This is a genomic window from Exiguobacterium sp. BRG2 (genome assembly GCF_031844245.1).
In the GTDB taxonomy this organism is placed as follows: Bacteria; Bacillota; Bacilli; order Exiguobacteriales; family Exiguobacteriaceae; genus Exiguobacterium_A.
Genome location: NZ_JAUZUW010000003.1, coordinates 264,869 through 282,556, shown reverse-complemented (window position 1 = coordinate 282,556; position 17,688 = coordinate 264,869). Strand labels below are relative to the sequence as shown.

Sequence of the window (17,688 nt, the reverse complement as noted above, 5' to 3'; positions counted from 1 at the left end):
TGATTTGTCAGACGATTTGTTAGAAATTCTTTGCGTTCGGCAAATTGTAACCGTATTCTTCGAAGAATTCTTCCTTGAAATCGAGCAGACGATCCTCACGAATCGCTTGACGAACGCCTTCCATCAACTTGACGAGGAAGTGAAGATTGTGTGTCGAACACAGATGAAGACCGAACGTTTCTTGCGCACGAATCAAGTGATGGATGTACGAACGTGAGTAATTCTTACACGCGTAGCAATCACAGTTCTCATCGAGCGGACGGAAATCACGTGCATATTTCGCGTTCCGAACGACAAGACGACCTTTTGAGGTCATTAACGTTCCGTTTCGTGCAATTCGTGTTGGTAAGACACAATCGAACATATCGATTCCGCGAATCGCGCCTTCAATCAACGCGTCCGGTGAACCAACGCCCATCAAATAACGCGGTTTGTCTTCCGGCATGAGTGGTGTCGTGAATTCGAGCGCACGGTACATGACGTCTTTCGGTTCTCCGACCGATAGACCACCGACCGCATAACCCGGGAAATCAAGCGCAACGAGGTCTTTTGCACTTTGACGACGTAAGTCTTCGTATTCTCCGCCTTGGATGATACCGAACAGCGCTTGATCATGTGGACGTTCATGCGCTGCAAGACAACGTTCTGCCCAGCGGCTTGTCCGTTCAACAGATGCTTTCATGTACTCGTGAGAAGCTGGATACGGTGGGCACTCATCAAACGCCATCATGATGTCTGAACCGAGTGCATTCTGGATTTCCATTGCTTTTTCTGGTGATAAGAACAGTTTGTCACCGTTTAAATGGTTACGAAAATGAACGCCTTCTTCCGAAATATTCCGGAGATCAGCGAGTGAGAAGACTTGGAAACCACCTGAGTCCGTGAGAATCGCGCCATCCCAGTTCATGAATTTATGCAGACCCCCTGCTTCCTTGATGACATCGTGTCCAGGACGCACCCATAAATGGTACGTGTTCGCGAGGATGATGTTCGCGTTCATGTCCTTGATTTGTTCCGGTGCCATCGTCTTGACCGTCGCTTGTGTTCCGACCGGCATGAAGACCGGTGTCTCAAAACTACCGTGCGGCGTGTGGACGATTCCTAACCGCGCTCCGGATTGTTTACATGTCTTGATATGTTCATATGTTACCGCGTGTTTTGTCATTAGTTTCGTTCCTCTCTCGTTAAGAACATCGCATCACCGAAGCTAAAGAAACGATAGCCATTCGCGACAGCTTCTTCGTAGGCATGCAGAATGTGTTCCCGTGTCGATAACGCGGACACGAGCATGATCAATGTTGATTTCGGTAAGTGGAAGTTCGTGATCAGACCATCAATCCCTTTGACTTCCTGACCCGGGAAGATGAAGATGTCTGTCCAACCCGTTGCTTCGACGAAGTCACCGTGATCACGGATGACCGTTTCAAGCGTTCGTGTCGACGTCGTACCGACCGCGATGATCCGTCCGCCTTGTTTCCGTGTTTCGCGTAGTAGAGCAGCTGAACTTTCCGGCAGTTCGTAGTACTCACTGTGCATCTTGTGACTATCGACGTCGTCGACCGAAACAGGACGGAATGTGCCAAGTCCAACGTGTAACGTCAATGGTGCGATCCGGACGCCTTTCGCTTGAAGCGCTTCAAGCAATTCCGGTGTGAAGTGAAGACCCGCTGTTGGTGCCGCAGCGCTCCCACGTTCGCGAGCGTAGACCGTCTGGTAACGATCTTGATCCTCGAGTTGTTCATGAATGTACGGTGGCAATGGCATCGTTCCGAGTTGGTCGAGCACTTCGTAGAAAATCCCGTCGTAGAAAAATTTCAGGATTCGTCCACCGTCTTCAAGTGCTTCGACACACTCAGCACGGAGTAACCCGTCACCAAACGACAAAATCGTTCCTGGTTTGACGCGTTTTGCTGGTTTTGCTAGCGTTTCCCACACATCGTCACTCGTCTGCTTCAAGAGCAACAATTCGATTTTTCCACCTGTCTCTTCCTTTACACCAAAGAGACGTGCTGGTAAGACTTTCGTATCGTTGATGACGAGTGTATCGCCTTCCCGGAAGTGGTCGACGATATCATGGAAGTGCTGGTGCTGAATCGCACCCGTCTCCCGATCGAGAACCATCAGTTTCGAACTCGTCCGGTCGAGCAATGGCACTTGAGCAATTTGTTCTTCTGGTAAATGAAAATCAAATAAGTTTACATCCATTGGTTCAATTTCCTTCTTTCAGTCCTAAATGTTGGCGGGCGAACGGTGTTAAGACGCGTCCGCGCGGAGTACGTTGTAAAAATCCTTGTTGCAGTAGATATGGTTCATACACATCCTCGATCGTCTGCGCATCTTCACCGATTGTCGCTGCGATCGTCTCAAGACCGACCGGACCACCGGCAAACCGTTCTGCAAGCGATCGTAATAAACGATGGTCGACATCGTCGAGTCCGAGCGCATCGACATGCAAGCGATCAAGTGCACTTGTCGCAAGCGAGGCATCGATCTCGGTTTGATGGGCAACTTGAGCGAAGTCGCGGACACGCCGTAATAACCGGTTCGCGACACGTGGTGTTCCGCGTGAACGAAGGGCGATCGCTTCTGCTGCCAGACGATCCGCTTGGAATCCGAACAATCGTGACGTCCGGGTCACGATGGCAGACAACTCTGACATCGTATAATATTCAAGCTTCAGCGTCACGCCAAAACGATCACGTAGCGGTGCCGATAACATCCCGGCACGCGTCGTCGCACCGACGAGTGTAAATGGTGGCAAGTCGATCCGAACGCTACGCGCGAGTTCCCCTTGACCGATGACGATATCGAGACAATAGTCTTCCATTGCCGGATATAGAATCTCTTCGATCGATCGACTCAACCGATGAATCTCATCGATGAACAGGACATCTCCCGGTTCAAGCGATGAGAGAATCGCCGCTAGATCACCCGGTCGTTCAATTGCAGGACCGGCTGTCGTCTTGATGCCGACCCCCATCTCGTTTGCGATGATTGTCGCAAGCGTCGTCTTCCCAAGACCTGGAGGACCGTAGAGAAGAACGTGATCGAGTGTTTCCTGACGAATTTTTGCCGCCTCGATGAAGACACTTAAGTTTCCTTTTGCTTTCTCCTGCCCGATATATTGTTCGAGCGTCTGAGGACGCAGACTCCACTCTTCTTGATCTTCCGCATGGGCGGATTCTGACAAAATGCGCTCTTCCATGTCCTCACCTCACATTCAATAACAACTGGAGTGCCCGTTTAACATATTGATCCGTTGACAGGACTTCTGCCTGCAACGCTTTTTTGACTTTTTCGACTTCTCGATCACTGTAACCGAGCGCCGTCAGAGCTTCACAGGCTTCGTTCAACTCAGCGTTACCTTGTGCGAACAAGCCTTCGCTCGGTACATAGTCTGGCGCGAGCTCTGCTAACTTTCCTTTTAGGTCGAGTGTCATTTGTTTTGCTGTCTTTTTGCCGACACCTGGGAACTTGACGAGATAACTTTCCTTTTCTTGTTCGATTGCTTCAACAAGCGCATCGACATTCCCTGATGCGACGATTGCAAGCGCTCCTTTAGGTCCGATCCCTGTCACACCGAGCAACTTCGTGAACAAGGCACGTTCACGCCGGGAACGGAATCCGAATAAGACTTCTTGGTCCTCACGGACATAGTGATACGTATATACGATGATCTGTTCGTCTCCGGTCCGATAAAAAAACGGGTTCGGTGCTACGATCTTGTAGCCAATCCCGCCAACTTCTACCGTCACGAATTCCGCACAGACATAAGCGACTTCGCCGCGTACGAATTCTATCAATGTGGAACGCTCCCATCTATAAACAAACTCTCGTGTTATTGTAGCATACATCTTCGTTTGGCTTCAAAGCGTTCTTCAGCAAAAATCAATACATACGTTCGCTCTCTCAATCAGAAAACAAAAAGCGTGATCGTTTGCACGACCACGCTCTCACTCTCTATTTTACGAACGCTCAAGCATTCGTTCGAGCGCCAACACGGCATGCCGCGTCGTCTCTGCGTCGACTTTAATGATGTTGACCGGCTCACCTGCTTCGACTTGTTCGAGCGCCCAAGCCAAATGCGGCAAGTCAATCCGGTTCATCGTCAGACATGGACACATGAACGGATTGAGCGACACGATGTCAAGATCCGGATGAGTCGTCGCGAGTCGATTGACGAGGTTCATCTCTGTTCCGATCGCCCACTTCGTTCCAGGAGCAGCCTGTTCGATTTGTTGAATGATGTACGCCGTTGATCCATTGAGATCAGACGCCGTCACGACTTCGTGCGAACATTCTGGGTGAACGAGAATCTTTCGCTCCGGATCCGTCTTACGGAACTGTTCAATTTGACCGACTGTGAATTTCTCATGCACCGAGCAGTGCCCTTTCCATAAGATGACGCGGACGTCTTGGTCCTCCCCGTCAAAAACGAGTTCGTCGCGAATCGGATCCCAAATCGCCATCTGCTCTAACGGAATTCCGAGCGCATGTGCCGTATTGCGACCGAGATGTTGATCCGGCAGGAAGAATAAGATGTCTCGTTCAGCAAGCGCCCACTCGACCATTTGGACAGCGTTCGATGATGTCACCGTCGCCCCACCGTGACGACCGACGAATGCTTTGATGGCTGCTGTCGAATTGACATACGTCAATGGTAAGATCGACTCCCCAAATCGTTCCGTCAAGATCGTAAAAGCACGCTCCGTTTGCGTATCATTTGCCATATCCGCCATCGAACAGCCAGCACGCATGTCAGGCAAAACGACCGTATGCGACGCATCGGTTAGCATATCTGCCGTCTCTGCCATGAAGTGGACACCACAAAAGACTGTATATTCCGCTTCTGTCATCTGCTTCGCGACTTGCGCGAGCTGGAGCGAATCTCCCGTCGCATCCGCGAACTGGACGACTTCATCCTTTTGGTAGTGGTGGGCAGGTAAGAATAAGCGACTGCCCATCCGTGCTTTGACCCCTTCGATGATCGCGATCAAGTCTGCTTCTGATTGCTGTAAGTATGACGCCGGAATTCCCTCGTGACGTAATAGATCAAATGACATCTTTTTTTCCTCCTTCGATTTTCATGCTGATATCGAGTGCTGTTGCTGAATGAGTAAGTGCCCCGAGTGAGATGACGTCTGCTCCGCTATCCGCGAAGTCCGATAATGTGTCTACCGTGATCCCACCGGATAGTTCGATTGTGATATGCGGTGGAATCAATTGCCGGAGCTGTTTAATTTCTGCTGGCGTCCGATTATCGAGCATGATGATATCGACTTCTGCAGCCACTGCCTCAAGCACTTCCGCTTCCGTCTCGACTTCAACTTCGATTGGTGTCGTATGTCCCGCGACACGTTTTGCTCGCATCACCGCTTCCGTAATCGATCCCGCGACCGTGATGTGGTTGTCCTTGATCATGACCGCGTCATCGAGTCGTCCGCGATGACTATAGCCACCACCGACGCGAACGGCATGTTTTTCGAGCATTCGTAATCCAGGGGTCGTCTTCCGTGTATCCGTGATTCGGATTCGTCCTGCTGCTACCTCGACCGCTTGACGTGTCTTCGTCGCAATCCCAGATAAACGCTGTACAAGGTTTAAGGCGACCCGTTCTCCGCTTAAAATATCCTGTAACGAGCCAGACCACTCGGCAAGGAGTGTTCCTCGCGTGACGACCGTCCCTTCCGCTACATGAATCGTCACGTCGACTTGTAAGAGATGCGCCATCTCCTGAATGATGTCTACTCCGCAAAAGACACCGTCTTCCTTTGCTAAAAAACGACCGATTCCGCGTTCTTGTCCCGTCAGACATCCTTCACTCGTGATATCCCACTGTCCGATGTCCTCGATTAAAAATGCCTCCAGTTGTTGCCGTAACTGCCACTTGTTCAATGTTCTCATCCTCTCCTGTCAACCGACTTCGCGCCCCTTCAAGCAATAGACATGCTGTCACGTAACGTAATCGATTTTCTTCTGCTTCCTGTCCGGATTCTTCTAATGCCCAGCCTTTTAACGCATCCAGACATTCTTGTACCTGCCTAATATCCATTTCGACACCGATGACCTGCGATAAACGGTCTGTTACGGAACGAAGTGTTCCTGGACGTCGTTTGACGCGTTCTAGCTTTAAATCAGGTAATAACTTGAGCTGTTCTGCTACTGCTTTCCCCATGACGACACACTCAAGAAGCGAGTTCGACGCCAGACGATTTCGACCGTGCAGTCCGATCGATGCTGTCTCGCCGACCGCGTAAAGTCCTTCGACATTCGTCTGCCCTGTCAGATCCGTCTCGATTCCACCCATTAAGAAATGAATGCCTGGTGCGATTTCAACGAGATCCGGATTTATGTTCAGTTTTTCACATTTTTCAACAAACGTTGGAAACCGTTTTGTTCGATCAACGACGTTTGACGTGTCGAGATAGACCGGTTCGTGTTTTCGCACCTCATGGATTCGTTTTGCGACTTCATCGCGCGCCGCTAAATCTTGCATCGGATGATCTGCCATGATCCGGTCCCCGCTTTTCGTCACAAGAATGGCTCCTGCTCCGCGTAGTGCTTCCGTAATCAAACCTTCTGAGCGACCTGCATGAACAAGTACCGTCGGATGGTGCTGGATATAGCCGAGATCACGAATCGTCGCTCCCGCTTCAAAAGCTAGTGCAATCCCATTTCCTTGAATCGATGGATCATTCGTCGACGCCGCGAACAATCCACCAACTCCACCAGTAGCGAGAATCGTTGCTCGCGCCACAATCTCGATCGGTTCTCCAAGGCTATATCCAACTGCACCTACAATCTGTCCATTTACTTGAATCAATTCCGTGATACACGTCTGCTCGAGAATCGGAAAAGGCACTCGCGGCATTAACGTCTCCATGATCCGTTTGCCGGTCTCGTCCCCGCCAGAGTGATAAATCCGCGGCAAACGGTGCGCACCTTCTCGACCGAGCAAGAACTCTCCCTCGGATTGATCAAACGGGACACCTTGTCGTAACAAGAATTCCATTGCCTCGGCTCCTGATCGGGTCACATAATCAACAGCTGACAAATTGATGCGCCCTTTTGCCGCCTGACACGTATCTTCAAAATGACCACGATGATCAACTTCCGCATAAGCAGAAGCAATCCCACCTTGTGCTCGGACAGAGTTGGTCTCAAATCGCGTGCCTTTTGTGACAAGCAACGTATCAGTTCCAGGCGGAAGATGCAAGGCGACCGAAATCGCGGCAAGCCCTGTTCCAATGATCAACACATCCGTCTCAAGCCTTTTATGTAAAGACATATGTTTTACACCTCTATATCTAAATGTTTACTATTGACTTGACAATAAGTTTGGCATACTTTTAGCTGAGTGACAAGACGAAAGGACAGGATTTTTTCATGATCTATCTCGATTACGCAGCTACTACTCCGCTACATCCACAAGCACTCAACCATTATCAACAAGCCGCTCAATCGTTCTACGGCAACAGTTCTTCTCTTCATGATATCGGTGGGGATGCAGAACGCCTGCTTCAACGAGCACGACAGTACCTGATGCAACAATTAGCTCAAAAAGAAGGATCTATCATCTTTACAGGAAGCGGTTCAGAAGCAAATTACATCGCTTTGACACACTTGATACGACAGAGTAACAAATCAGTTGTCTTGACACTTCGATGTGAACACGACTCGGTCTTGCTTCCACTTGCGCGCTGGGCACAAGAAACACGTCATCTTTCTCTACTACCGGACGGAACGTTCGACTGGGATCGATTCGTTACGGCTTGTACGGACGAGGTTGGTGTCGTCTCGATTCAACACGTCAATTCGGATACCGGTTTTCGGTTCCCAGTCGAACGAATTGCAGTATATTGTCAATCACGCGGGATTTTGTTTCATTGCGATGGGGTTCAAGGATTTTTAAAAGATGATGTTAACATTGACTCCTTTGACGCCTACACGATGAGTAGCCATAAAGTCTACGGTCCTAAAGGGTTAGGTGCCCTGTATTTGCGACGACCGCTCTTTAGTCCCTACTACGAAGGACATCATGAGTTCGGGATTCGCCCAGGCACAGTCGATGTTCCGGGAATTGCCGCCTTCATCGCTGCCTGTGAAGCGTCGCGCTTCGAAAATCCAGGAATCCAAGCTTCAAGCCGTCGATTTCGTGGTATGCTAAAAAAAACATTGTCTTCGTCTCGTTACACAATGATTGAGTCGCCAACGCAACTCGCTTCCATCTGCGCCATCCATACGAAACAACGGGACGGTCAATACGCGTTGCTCGCCTTGAATCGTGCTGGAATCGCCGTTTCCGCCGGTAGTGCCTGCCGGGCTGGAGAAAACGGTCCGAATGCGACATTACGCGCCATCGGCTTTGACGAATCAGCGGCTCATGGGTTGATCCGACTCAGTTTTGGAAGACACACGACGAACGAAGAAATCGAACAGTGCATTGATGTGTTGAACACGATTTCATGACACTGGAGAAAGGTAGGAGACATGATGGGGAAACGTATCTCCGGAGAAGAACGCCGGAAATCATTACTTCGTATGATTGAGGAAAGTGAACAACCTGTCACGGGAACAGCACTGGCGAAACAAGCAGGCGTCAGCCGCCAAGTGATCGTGCAGGATTTATCATTATTAAAAGCAAAAGGGTACCCCGTCATCGCGACAGCTCGTGGGTATTTGATCAATGATCCTGAAATCGACGGTTCGAAATTACGCCGCAAGATCGTTTGCCGTCATGGCATCGATCAATTAAAGGATGAGTGTGACGCCATTGTTGACGAAGGCGTCGTCATCCGCGATGTCATCATCGAGCATCCTGTCTATGGTTTCATCACAGGAGAGTTGATGCTAAAGAGTCGCCGGGATGTCCGGGTATTGCTAGAGCAGTTACATGAGACACAAGCTACTCCACTGTCGAGCCTGACGGACGGAGTCCATATTCATACGCTTGAAGCGGACCATGAAGACGCACTAGAAGCCGCCATCGCGAAACTCGATCGTCTCGGAATTCTTGTTTCGGAACTCGATGTCTAAACATTAAAAAACCGCCTATTCCTAAGGAATAAGCGGTTTTTATTGTTACATCGATTCAAGTGGTAGCTCTGGCATCGTAGCGGGCGGATCGAACGTTGCTAAGACTTTTCGAACGCGACGGTTCTCGATATGCAAGACGGTCAACGTGACACGTTCATAGCGTATCGCCGTTCCCACGTCCGGCAGCTGTCCGCTCTCTTCCATGATCCATCCCCCAAGTGACTGGGCATCCGTGTCCGGCATCGTCAATTGAAATTGCTGACAGAAGTCTTCAATGTCATACTCCGCTAGACATTCGAATTGCTCTGGACCAATCCGTTTCGTATATTCCAATGATTCATCGTGTTCATCCCAAATCTCCCCGACGATTTCTTCTAAAATATCCTCAAGGGTGATCAGACCTGCCGTCCCTCCGAATTCATCAAGGACAACTGCCATATGAGACTGCTTGACTTTGAGTTCCGGCAATAAATCCATCAATCTTGTCTGCGGCACGACGAATGATACCGGTCGAATCCATTCCCGGATATCCACAGAGCCATTCTTCACGTATGCACGCAGAAAGTCCCGCTCCGATAAGACGCCGATGACGTGATCAATCGAATCCTTATAGACCGGCAGACGAGAATAGCCGCCCTTCTGGACTTCAGCAAGGATGTCTTCGAGCCGCGCATCGATATCAATCGCTTGAATATCCATCCGTGGCGTCAACGCATCCTCGACCGTCGCATGTTGAAAATCAACTGCTTGATGAACGAGTTCAGCCTCTGCAAGCCCCATGATTCCCTCTTCCTGACTGATATCGACGAGTGCCTTGAGTTCCTGTTCGGTCACGAGCGGTCCTTTCGGATCCGCTCCAATCAATCGAAGCGCAAACTGGCGTAAGCGGAGTAACAGGAAGACAAGCGGTCGAAAGACCAACAGACACAAACGAAGTGGACGTCCGATCAATAACACGTAACGTTCCGTATGTTCACGAGCATACGACTTCGGTATCAATTCCCCGAACAACAGCAACAGGAAAAATAGCGCAAGAAAGGCAACGGTTTGTGTTGCGATCGTCTCGACGAACTGGATGATCCACCATCCACCAAATAGGATAAAGGCGACGTTGACAATCGTATTCCCAATCAATATCGACGTCAGTGTCTCTTCGTAGCGTTGAAGTAAGCGGAATACACGGGACGCACGCGCGTCCCCTGCTTCCGATTGGTGCAACAACCGCAACCGGTTGACACTCGCGAGTGCCGTCTCGGCTGAGGAAAAGAATGCGGATAAGATGAGAATCGGAATTAACCAAACGACTGAAATCATGGGCAATGGGTCCACGATGCTTTCACACTCCGTTTCCTAATGGAATGAACCGCTTAGAATGATGACTCGACGAATTCGAACTCGAAATCACGGATACGAACGACATCGCCGTCAATCGCACCAAGACGACGCAACTCTTCGTCGACACCCATTTGACGAAGTGTCCGAGCGAAACGTTTAATCGATTCTTCACGCATGAAGTTCGTCATCGTGAAGAGTTTTTCGATGCGTGGTCCTTTGATGACGAAGCAATCGTCTTCATCTTTTGTGATCGTAAAGCCAGCCTCTGGTGCTTCGTAACCATAGACGACACGTGGTGTCGCTGTTTTCTCTTCGAGTTCCTCAAGACCGAATTCTGGTGTTGCATCGACTAGGTCAGCGATTCGGAATAACAGATCGCGTAGCCCTTGACGTGTTGCTGCTGAAATCTCGAATACTTCAAGCTCTGGGAAAGCTTCTTTGAAGGCTTCGAGATGTTCTGCCGCATCCGGCATATCCATCTTGTTCGCGACGACGACTTGTGGACGCTCTGTCAAACGAAGGTTATAGTCTGCGAGCTCTTTATTGATGATGTTGTAGTCTTCGATCGGATCGCGTCCTTCCATCCCACTCATGTCGATGACGTGGACGATGACTTTCGTCCGCTCGACGTGACGGAGGAACTGGTGACCGAGTCCGACGCCTTCACTTGCACCTTCGATCAATCCAGGCAAGTCAGCCATGACGAAGCTACGGCTATCTTCCGTTTCGACGACACCGATGTTTGGCGTGATCGTCGTGAAGTGATATGCTCCGATTTTCGGACGTGCTGCTGAAACGACCGATAATATCGTTGATTTCCCGACGCTCGGGAAGCCGACGAGACCAACGTCTGCTAGCATCTTCAGTTCAAGCTTCAAGTACTTCTCTTCTCCTGGCTCACCGTTTTCCGCGTGCTCTGGAGCTGGGTTGGCTGGTGTCGCAAAACGTGTATTCCCACGTCCGCCACGTCCGCCTTTTGCGACGATTGCTTGTTGTCCGTGATGGACGAGGTCAGCGATGACCGCATCCGTATCATCATCGTAGACGACTGTGCCCGGTGGAACCTTGACGATTAGGTGCTCGGCTTTACGACCGTGCATGCCTTTTGACATTCCGTTTTCACCTTGAACTGCTTTAAAGTGACGTTTGTAACGGAAGTCCATCAATGTCCGAAGTCCTTCGTCGACTTCGAGGACGACGTGAGCTCCGTGACCACCGTCACCGCCGGCTGGTCCACCGTCTGGAACGTATTTCTCGCGACGGAACGCTACTTGTCCACGTCCTCCGTCACCTGCTTTTACATAAATATTTACCTGATCGACAAACATGTCGGATCCCTCCTCTTACTTCTCTTCCTCAAACGGAAGACTTTCAATCTCAATCACACACTCATTTTCCGTCTGCGACTCGATTTCCATCGGCGTCACTAGATCCTTAAGGCGCGACATATCTAGTAGATCCCGATAGATCTCGATGGTCACGCCCTCGTGGAAGGTCACGGATACTTCTCCTACTCCTACATCAATCATGGTGATGGCTGCTTCGACGAGTTGCTTCAACCGCTCATCTTCCATGTGGGGTGTTCCGATGACATCATACGTCACAGTTTTGCCTGACCATTCAGCTTGCAGCAACGCCAGTGCGGTTTTCGGCAATCCGATTTGCGCTAGACGTCCTTCCCGAGATGCTTGCTCCCGGTACGCCGAACAGATCGACTCGACTGCTTGTTCGTCTCCGATCGCGCCATACGAACGGACGAGTTGTATCCGGTTCAACCACTCGTGACGAAGAGTCTTTAAAAGATCAAGTACCTGTTGTTCCTCCATCGGTCGTTCCCTCCTAAAAAAAACAGACCCTAACCCTCGAAAGTGGCTAGAGTCTGCTTCGTCGATCCTTATGCTGGGTAAACGCTGACTTGTTTCTTGTCGCGTCCGAGACGTTCGAAACGAACGACACCAGTTGCAGTTGCGAAAAGTGTATCATCGCCACCACGTCCGACGTTCATACCTGGGTGAATCTTCGTACCGCGTTGACGGTAGAGGATTGAACCAGCAGAAACAGTTTGACCGTCTGCACGTTTCGCCCCAAGGCGTTTCGATTGCGAGTCACGACCGTTCTTTGTCGAACCTACCCCTTTTTTCGATGCGAAGAACTGAAGATTAAGTTTCAACATGTGGAATCCACCTCCTATACTTGTTCAAGTTGGATAAACTCACCGTAACTTTCAGCGATGGTACCAAGCTGGACCAAAGTCGCCTCCAGTAACAATTGGGTGCGTTCACTGACATCCGGTGCTAAGTCAGCATACGGTTCTACATAAAAGTAGCCACCTTCTTGTTGTTCTGCCATTTCAAGGAGCAGGACCTGCCCGAGTAATGCTTCTATGGCATTGTATGCCCCGAAGATCACCGACGATACGCCGGCACAGACAAGGTCGAGACCTGGTTCTGCAAACTCGGCATGTCCTGTCACTTCGATGGAGCGGACGAGTTCCGCTTCATCTCGTCGAATCTTGACACGTATCATGGCTTACGCTTCGATTTTCTCGATGCGGACCTTCGTGTAAGGTTGACGGTGACCTTGCTTACGACGGTAGTTCTTTTTCGCTTTCATTTTGAAGACAGTGATCTTTTTCGCGCGAGCGTGTTTGATGACCGTTGCTACGACCTTCGCACCTTCTACGAGTGGAGCGCCGACTTTAACATCGTCACCACCAAGGATCAATACTTCACCAAATTCAACTGTGCTGTCGACGTCTGCGTTTAATTTCTCAACGTAGATTTCTTGGCCAGCTTCGACTTTGACTTGTTTACCACCAGTTTTGATAATTGCGTACATTACGTGCACCTCCTCTTAGGAACTCAGACTCGCCATCACGGGCAGCAGATGCTTTAAAACCCGGTCTGTGCGGTTGTAGTCATTTGGGTGCTTCCAAACGAACTAACGTTATTCAGAATACCAAACGTTCTTCCACCTTGTCAATGCTGTTCTGAAGGATTATTCCGATCGCTTGATGAAATCGAGACAGTCCTGTGACGACCCAGTGAATAGGACGGCTGGATCGCCTTCGAGCACATGGACTTCTAGTGGTTGACGGGAGATGAATTCGTCTTGTAACAAGTGACGCGGCGCGCGAATCACGACCGCTTCCGCATAGGTCGCGATCTCAAGCAATTTCGGTTCAATCAACCGATAGACGCTTAATCGTGTCCATTGACCGGATTCCTGCGATCGTTCCTGCAATGATTTTCCGTGTCGTTGTCGCGTCAGCTCGCATAAGCCCATCTTCGTAAATCCATACACTTCGATCTGTTTCGTCTCAAGTGCGGCTCGTTCTTTGAGAAGTTGGGTCACCCGAGTCTGCCCTTTACTTGAGCCACGTAAAAAATCAATCGCAATCATCCCACTGATATTACGTAACCGTAATTGCCGCATGACTTCGACGGCAGCCGCTTCATTGATTTGATCGAACGTCCGCTTTTGTTCCTTGACGGAGATCGTCTTCCCACTGTTGACGTCGATGACAGTCATCGTCTCGACTTCCTCAATTAAAAGATACGCTCCACCATCAAGCCAGACGACTCTTTGCATCGCTTTTTCGATCGCCCCATCAATGGCTTCCATCTCGGGTAAGCGTCCTTTTCGTAGCGATCGTTCAACGGACAGACCGAGCAGTTCGAGGCGTTCCTTTTCCTGACGCGTCATGACGAGCGCATCGGTGACATGCGGAAGTCGCTTCGCTTCCTGGACGATCAATGCCTCGTCTTGCTCAAGACGCGGCGCCTGCATGAGTTCTTTATGCCGTATCCGTAATGACTGTAACTCTTGTTTCAATTCGTCGATTGATGCTTTCGCTGCCTCCGTCCGGTAAAGAATCCCTTCTTCTTCCGTCGTCGTCAATTGCTCCGCCAGTTGACGCTGGACGACGAGATCCAACTTCCGACTGAAACGGACGCGGCGACCGTACGGGAAATAGACAAGATAACGTCCACCATAAGTGATGTTCTGCGTCACCTTATGTTGCTTCGGTGCGACCCCTTCCTTGACGACCTGAACGAGCAATGTCTGCCCGACCTGGACGGCTTGTCCGATCGTTGGCACGTCCGGATAGCGACGAAGTGCTTCCACCGTTTCATTAAGCGGTAAGTAAAGCGGCGTACCGTCAGTCGCGATCAAAAAGGCTGCTCCGAGCGTCGGATGCAACCGGTCGACCTTGGCATAGACGAACGTTCCGACCCGGATCTCGTCACGCATCCGTTCATGATATTCAATCAATCGACCGCCTTCGACCAACGCCAATCGTTCGAGTGAAGCGGTCTGTTCACTAATCCATCGCATACTGATCCCTCCAAAAAAATTAGACTAGGCGCGACGATGTCGTCCTAGTCTAATTTCCCATTCTTATTTCATCCCAAGCATCTTCTTCAATTTGACGAAGAAGCCTTTTTGCGGTTGTTCATTTAAATCAAGCAGTGGCACGGATTCTCCGAGAATCCGGCGAGCGATGTTCCGGTAGCCGAGTCCAGCCCGGTTATCCGGATTCATCGTCACAGGCACACCACGGTGCGAAGCGGCGATGACTTCCTCATCATCGATGATCAGACCAAGCAAATCAATCGAGAGGATACGCATGATTTCATCGATATCGAGCATATCACCTGATGCCATCATGTGCGAACGCACCCGATTGATGACGAGTTTTGGAACGATGTTTCGTTCTGAGCGTTCGAGCATCCCGATGATCCGGTCCGCATCTTGGACGGCTGCCTTTTCCGGTGTCGTTACGACGACAGCTTCATCCGCTCCAGCGATCGCATTCATGAATCCTTGTTCGATTCCGGCCGGGCAGTCAATCAAGACGAAGTCGTATTCAAGTTTCAGCGTATCGATGATTGCCTTCACCTGTTCGGGTGTGACGGAGGACTTATCCTTTGATTGAGCAGCAGGCAACAGATACATCTCTTCAAAACGCTTATCGCGGACGAGCGCTTGGTGCAATTTACATTGTCCCGTTACGACGTCAACGATGTTATAGATACTCCGGTTATCAAGACCAAGCACGATATCCAGATTACGTAACCCGATATCTGTATCGACGAGACAAACCGAATGCCCCATCAATGCAAGTGCTGTTCCGATGTTCGCCGTCGTCGTTGTCTTACCGACGCCGCCTTTACCGGATGTGACGACGATGGCGCGTCCCATATTCGTCTTCGCCTCCATATGTACCTGTTCTTTCACTTGTTCCATATCCGTCACCCTCTTTCACTATCAATCGCAAACTGATCCATCCGCGCAAGCGGAACGGTTTGAAGGCGGGAGAATTCCACCCCGTCTTCGCCTAAAAATGCACAGCCCATATCGAGAGCAGGAATCGGTGCGTCATCCGGCTCCTCATGGACGGTTCCAGCGACCGCGACCCATTTCGGTTGCAACACACTTGCAGCGATGACTGCTTCCGTATTACCGCCTTTACCTGCATGAACGGTACCACGCAAAGCTCCGAGACAATAGATACTTCCTGTCGCATGGACGACCGCCCCCGGATTGATATCTCCGATGATGACGATCGAACCTTCAACGTCTAATACATGCCCACTGCGTGCCGTGCCACCAAAATAATGGAACGTCCGCTCTCCGTACAAGGCTTTTGCCTCGTCTTTCGTGATGCACTCACTGTCATAGCCTTTGAAAGAGAAGGAATCATGTCGCGCGACGATAGATTCGACGGCCGTCAACACCCCTTCATCGACATAACGTCGACCGAAGAAGAAGGTGATGGGTACGGCGCGTCCGTTCTCGACGGATTTGTCCGTAAGCGTCAACTCTAAATCGTCAAGAAATTCATCCACACTGCACCTTTCATTCACATAGACGGCGAGGCCACCACGATGGCCTTTCATCGTTACATAACGTTTACGCTCAATCATGACTCATCCTCTTTTCTCGTCAAGGGTCGACTGCACGAGTCGGGTCATCGGATAATACAGGATGATGATCCCGATCAACTGGGCAACCAAACTCCTTGGAATGATCTGTGTCGCGAGTTCTTGGAAGGAAACCCCGACACCAACGACCGAAGCCGTGAAGAAATATATATCGAGTTCATACAAAATGGCACTGAACGTGAACGTGACGAGAATCGTCAATACGTTCTCCTTTACATATTTTAGCACGAAGCTACTAAAAAGCGGAATGGCGGATAACGCAAATAAGTAAATCCCGATAATATCCGAGTACACAAAATCATAGAGCAATCCGAAAACGAGTCCGAATCCGAGTGCTTGTTCAAGCTTCCCGTACCGACCGAGGAACATCAGACCAATCAAGGTCGTATGAATGACATACGGCGAACCATCTCCAAGCGGTCCCGCGAACAACGTTCCTTCTAAGATAAAAAGAAGGAACACGGCGAAAAACAACTTAACGTTATTCACGAGTGTTCCCTCCCTTATCGGTCTCAGCGAAAGGTTCCTTCGCTTCGCGTTCAATCACGAAGACATGACCGAACTGTTCGAAGTCTGCTGCCGGTTTGACGTATGCGATTTTCGAAGCCCCATACTGATCGGATTTCACTTCTTCGATTTTTCCGATGACGATCCCGCTCGGATACTTTCCGCCAAGACCGGACGTCGTGACGGTCTGCCCTTTTTTCAACTTCGCGTCGTTCGGAATTTTCGTGAACTTGAGTAATTTCGTCTCTTCATCGAAGCCTTCAATCGTTCCGAAGACTCCTTTTCCTTTCGTGTCGTCTGCCGTTGCCGAAACGTTATTCGTCCGACTCGTATCAGACATCAACTGCACAAGGGACGTATAGGCGCTCGCCTGGATGACGCGACCGATCAATCCATCTGCTGTTACGACGGCCATGTTCGGTTTGACACCTTTTTGTTCACCGATGTTAATCGTGACGAACCGTTGCCATTCGGACGATGTCCGCCCGATCATCTCTGCCGGTAACAGTTTATAGTCGCGAATCGAACCTTTGAGGTCGAGCATGTCTTTTAATTCTTTATTTTCACGCTCAAGATCACGGACTTTCACGGCATTACCGGCATAGTCATTCAATCGTGATTTCAAGTGTTCATTCTCTTTGTACACGTCACGCACTTCTTTAATCGAAGTGACCGTATCATCAATCCAGCCAATCGGTGTCGCGAAAAAGCGTTGACCGACGCCCACGGTATCACGCACGAAGCTTTGATACCAGTGGGATTGGTTACGCCCTTGCAGCGAAATCCCGATTAAGATCACCAAAAGGAGAAAACTAAGGAGTGTGATGAGCAGTTTTCGATTATTTAAAAATCGCTTCATCGC

20 protein-coding genes and 1 other annotated feature are annotated in these 17,688 nt (G+C 50.1%); of the genes, 2 read left to right on the top strand and 18 right to left on the bottom strand.

Going from position 1 to position 17,688, the window contains the following annotated elements; genetic code table 11:
- Window positions 1-19: 19 nt before the first annotated feature.
- From tgt to Q9R23_RS06420, 7 genes are all read right to left on the bottom strand, one after another.
- A complete protein-coding gene (gene tgt, locus Q9R23_RS06450; RefSeq protein WP_214853063.1) occupies window positions 20-1,165 on the bottom strand; it encodes a tRNA guanosine(34) transglycosylase Tgt in 1,146 nt (381 codons plus the stop codon).
- Window positions 1,165-2,205 carry a tRNA preQ1(34) S-adenosylmethionine ribosyltransferase-isomerase QueA gene (gene queA / locus Q9R23_RS06445; protein ID WP_214853061.1) on the bottom strand — a complete coding sequence of 347 codons (1,041 nt, stop codon included), beginning with the start codon at window positions 2,203-2,205 and terminating at the stop codon, window positions 1,165-1,167. Before queA ends, tgt begins: the two co-directional genes overlap by 1 nt.
- A 4-nt stretch (window positions 2,206-2,209) precedes the next feature.
- On the bottom strand, window positions 2,210-3,205 hold the full coding sequence (gene ruvB, locus Q9R23_RS06440; protein ID WP_311246634.1) for a Holliday junction branch migration DNA helicase RuvB: 996 nt from the start codon (window positions 3,203-3,205) through the stop codon (window positions 2,210-2,212).
- A 4-nt stretch (window positions 3,206-3,209) separates the two neighbouring features.
- Window positions 3,210-3,803, bottom strand: a complete 594-nt coding sequence (gene ruvA / locus Q9R23_RS06435) for a Holliday junction branch migration protein RuvA (RefSeq protein WP_023468936.1) — start codon at window positions 3,801-3,803, stop codon at window positions 3,210-3,212.
- 162 nt (window positions 3,804-3,965) lie between these two features.
- Window positions 3,966-5,063: a quinolinate synthase NadA gene (gene nadA / locus Q9R23_RS06430; RefSeq protein ID WP_311246633.1), complete on the bottom strand. Its 1,098-nt coding sequence runs from the start codon at window positions 5,061-5,063 to the stop codon at window positions 3,966-3,968.
- A complete protein-coding gene (gene nadC, locus Q9R23_RS06425; RefSeq protein WP_311246632.1) occupies window positions 5,053-5,904 on the bottom strand; it encodes a carboxylating nicotinate-nucleotide diphosphorylase in 852 nt (283 codons plus the stop codon). Before nadC ends, nadA begins: the two co-directional genes overlap by 11 nt.
- A complete protein-coding gene (locus Q9R23_RS06420) occupies window positions 5,819-7,288 on the bottom strand; it encodes an L-aspartate oxidase (RefSeq protein ID WP_290783127.1) in 1,470 nt (489 codons plus the stop codon). Before Q9R23_RS06420 ends, nadC begins: the two co-directional genes overlap by 86 nt.
- A gap of 98 nt (window positions 7,289-7,386) precedes the next feature.
- Here Q9R23_RS06420 and Q9R23_RS06415 point away from each other — a divergent pair, with 98 nt between their 5' ends.
- Together Q9R23_RS06415 and Q9R23_RS06410 are read left to right on the top strand one after the other, a co-directional pair.
- Window positions 7,387-8,469, top strand: coding sequence for a cysteine desulfurase family protein (locus Q9R23_RS06415; protein ID WP_290783129.1), 1,083 nt, complete (start codon window positions 7,387-7,389; stop codon window positions 8,467-8,469).
- Window positions 8,470-8,493: 24 nt separating this feature from the next.
- On the top strand, window positions 8,494-9,036 hold the full coding sequence (locus Q9R23_RS06410) for a transcription repressor NadR (RefSeq protein WP_058264756.1): 543 nt from the start codon (window positions 8,494-8,496) through the stop codon (window positions 9,034-9,036).
- A 45-nt stretch (window positions 9,037-9,081) separates the two neighbouring features.
- On the opposite strand, the gene Q9R23_RS06405 is transcribed toward Q9R23_RS06410, so the two are convergent.
- The 11 genes from Q9R23_RS06405 to mreC form a co-directional block, all read right to left on the bottom strand.
- On the bottom strand, window positions 9,082-10,350 hold the full coding sequence (locus tag Q9R23_RS06405; RefSeq protein ID WP_290783131.1) for a hemolysin family protein: 1,269 nt from the start codon (window positions 10,348-10,350) through the stop codon (window positions 9,082-9,084).
- Window positions 10,351-10,403: 53 nt separating this feature from the next.
- On the bottom strand, window positions 10,404-11,699 hold the full coding sequence (gene obgE, locus Q9R23_RS06400; RefSeq protein ID WP_214853046.1) for a GTPase ObgE: 1,296 nt from the start codon (window positions 11,697-11,699) through the stop codon (window positions 10,404-10,406).
- Between the two features lie 15 nt (window positions 11,700-11,714).
- Window positions 11,715-12,197, bottom strand: coding sequence for a Spo0B domain-containing protein (locus Q9R23_RS06395; RefSeq protein WP_311246631.1), 483 nt, complete (start codon window positions 12,195-12,197; stop codon window positions 11,715-11,717).
- Window positions 12,198-12,265: 68 nt separating this feature from the next.
- Window positions 12,266-12,544, bottom strand: coding sequence for a 50S ribosomal protein L27 (rpmA, locus tag Q9R23_RS06390; protein WP_012370976.1), 279 nt, complete (start codon window positions 12,542-12,544; stop codon window positions 12,266-12,268).
- Between the two features lie 14 nt (window positions 12,545-12,558).
- Complete coding sequence (locus tag Q9R23_RS06385; RefSeq protein WP_023468945.1) at window positions 12,559-12,897, bottom strand: ribosomal-processing cysteine protease Prp; 339 nt, start codon at window positions 12,895-12,897, stop codon at window positions 12,559-12,561.
- A 3-nt stretch (window positions 12,898-12,900) separates the two neighbouring features.
- The gene (gene rplU / locus Q9R23_RS06380; protein WP_012370978.1) at window positions 12,901-13,209 is read right to left on the bottom strand and encodes a 50S ribosomal protein L21; all 309 of its coding nucleotides are present in this window, start codon (window positions 13,207-13,209) and stop codon (window positions 12,901-12,903) included.
- A 15-nt stretch (window positions 13,210-13,224) separates the two neighbouring features.
- Window positions 13,225-13,294: a sequence feature (ribosomal protein L21 leader region), on the bottom strand.
- Window positions 13,295-13,368: 74 nt separating this feature from the next.
- Complete coding sequence (locus Q9R23_RS06375; protein ID WP_290751810.1) at window positions 13,369-14,709, bottom strand: ribonuclease E/G; 1,341 nt, start codon at window positions 14,707-14,709, stop codon at window positions 13,369-13,371.
- 63 nt (window positions 14,710-14,772) lie between these two features.
- Entirely contained in the window at window positions 14,773-15,576 is an 804-nt protein-coding gene (gene minD / locus Q9R23_RS06370; protein WP_029342255.1) for a septum site-determining protein MinD, read from the bottom strand.
- Between the two features lie 50 nt (window positions 15,577-15,626).
- Window positions 15,627-16,301 carry a septum site-determining protein MinC gene (locus Q9R23_RS06365; RefSeq protein ID WP_214853036.1) on the bottom strand — a complete coding sequence of 225 codons (675 nt, stop codon included), beginning with the start codon at window positions 16,299-16,301 and terminating at the stop codon, window positions 15,627-15,629.
- Window positions 16,302-16,304: 3 nt separating this feature from the next.
- The gene (mreD, locus tag Q9R23_RS06360; RefSeq protein WP_035406481.1) at window positions 16,305-16,808 is read right to left on the bottom strand and encodes a rod shape-determining protein MreD; all 504 of its coding nucleotides are present in this window, start codon (window positions 16,806-16,808) and stop codon (window positions 16,305-16,307) included.
- Window positions 16,801-17,685 carry a rod shape-determining protein MreC gene (gene mreC / locus Q9R23_RS06355; protein ID WP_311246630.1) on the bottom strand — a complete coding sequence of 295 codons (885 nt, stop codon included), beginning with the start codon at window positions 17,683-17,685 and terminating at the stop codon, window positions 16,801-16,803. The genes mreD and mreC overlap by 8 nt, the downstream gene beginning before the upstream one ends.
- Window positions 17,686-17,688 lie beyond the last annotated feature (3 nt).

Coding starts and splice junctions, on each gene's coding strand:
- mreC (WP_311246630.1), bottom strand. CDS start 17,685: ATGAAGCGATTTTTAAATAATCGAAAACTGCTCATCACACTCCTTAGT.
- rpmA (WP_012370976.1), bottom strand. CDS start 12,544: ATGTTGAAACTTAATCTTCAGTTCTTCGCATCGAAAAAAGGGGTAGGT.
- Q9R23_RS06420 (WP_290783127.1), bottom strand. CDS start 7,288: ATGTCTTTACATAAAAGGCTTGAGACGGATGTGTTGATCATTGGAACA.
- Q9R23_RS06385 (WP_023468945.1), bottom strand. CDS start 12,897: ATGATACGTGTCAAGATTCGACGAGATGAAGCGGAACTCGTCCGCTCC.
- tgt (WP_214853063.1), bottom strand. CDS start 1,165: ATGACAAAACACGCGGTAACATATGAACATATCAAGACATGTAAACAA.
- Q9R23_RS06405 (WP_290783131.1), bottom strand. CDS start 10,350: ATGATTTCAGTCGTTTGGTTAATTCCGATTCTCATCTTATCCGCATTC.
- Q9R23_RS06415 (WP_290783129.1), top strand. CDS start 7,387: ATGATCTATCTCGATTACGCAGCTACTACTCCGCTACATCCACAAGCA.
- minD (WP_029342255.1), bottom strand. CDS start 15,576: ATGGGACGCGCCATCGTCGTCACATCCGGTAAAGGCGGCGTCGGTAAG.
- Q9R23_RS06410 (WP_058264756.1), top strand. CDS start 8,494: ATGGGGAAACGTATCTCCGGAGAAGAACGCCGGAAATCATTACTTCGT.
- nadC (WP_311246632.1), bottom strand. CDS start 5,904: ATGAGAACATTGAACAAGTGGCAGTTACGGCAACAACTGGAGGCATTT.
- Q9R23_RS06375 (WP_290751810.1), bottom strand. CDS start 14,709: ATGCGATGGATTAGTGAACAGACCGCTTCACTCGAACGATTGGCGTTG.
- nadA (WP_311246633.1), bottom strand. CDS start 5,063: ATGTCATTTGATCTATTACGTCACGAGGGAATTCCGGCGTCATACTTA.
- obgE (WP_214853046.1), bottom strand. CDS start 11,699: ATGTTTGTCGATCAGGTAAATATTTATGTAAAAGCAGGTGACGGAGGA.
- rplU (WP_012370978.1), bottom strand. CDS start 13,209: ATGTACGCAATTATCAAAACTGGTGGTAAACAAGTCAAAGTCGAAGCT.
- Q9R23_RS06365 (WP_214853036.1), bottom strand. CDS start 16,301: ATGATTGAGCGTAAACGTTATGTAACGATGAAAGGCCATCGTGGTGGC.
- Q9R23_RS06395 (WP_311246631.1), bottom strand. CDS start 12,197: ATGGAGGAACAACAGGTACTTGATCTTTTAAAGACTCTTCGTCACGAG.
- ruvB (WP_311246634.1), bottom strand. CDS start 3,205: ATGGAAGAGCGCATTTTGTCAGAATCCGCCCATGCGGAAGATCAAGAA.
- queA (WP_214853061.1), bottom strand. CDS start 2,205: ATGGATGTAAACTTATTTGATTTTCATTTACCAGAAGAACAAATTGCT.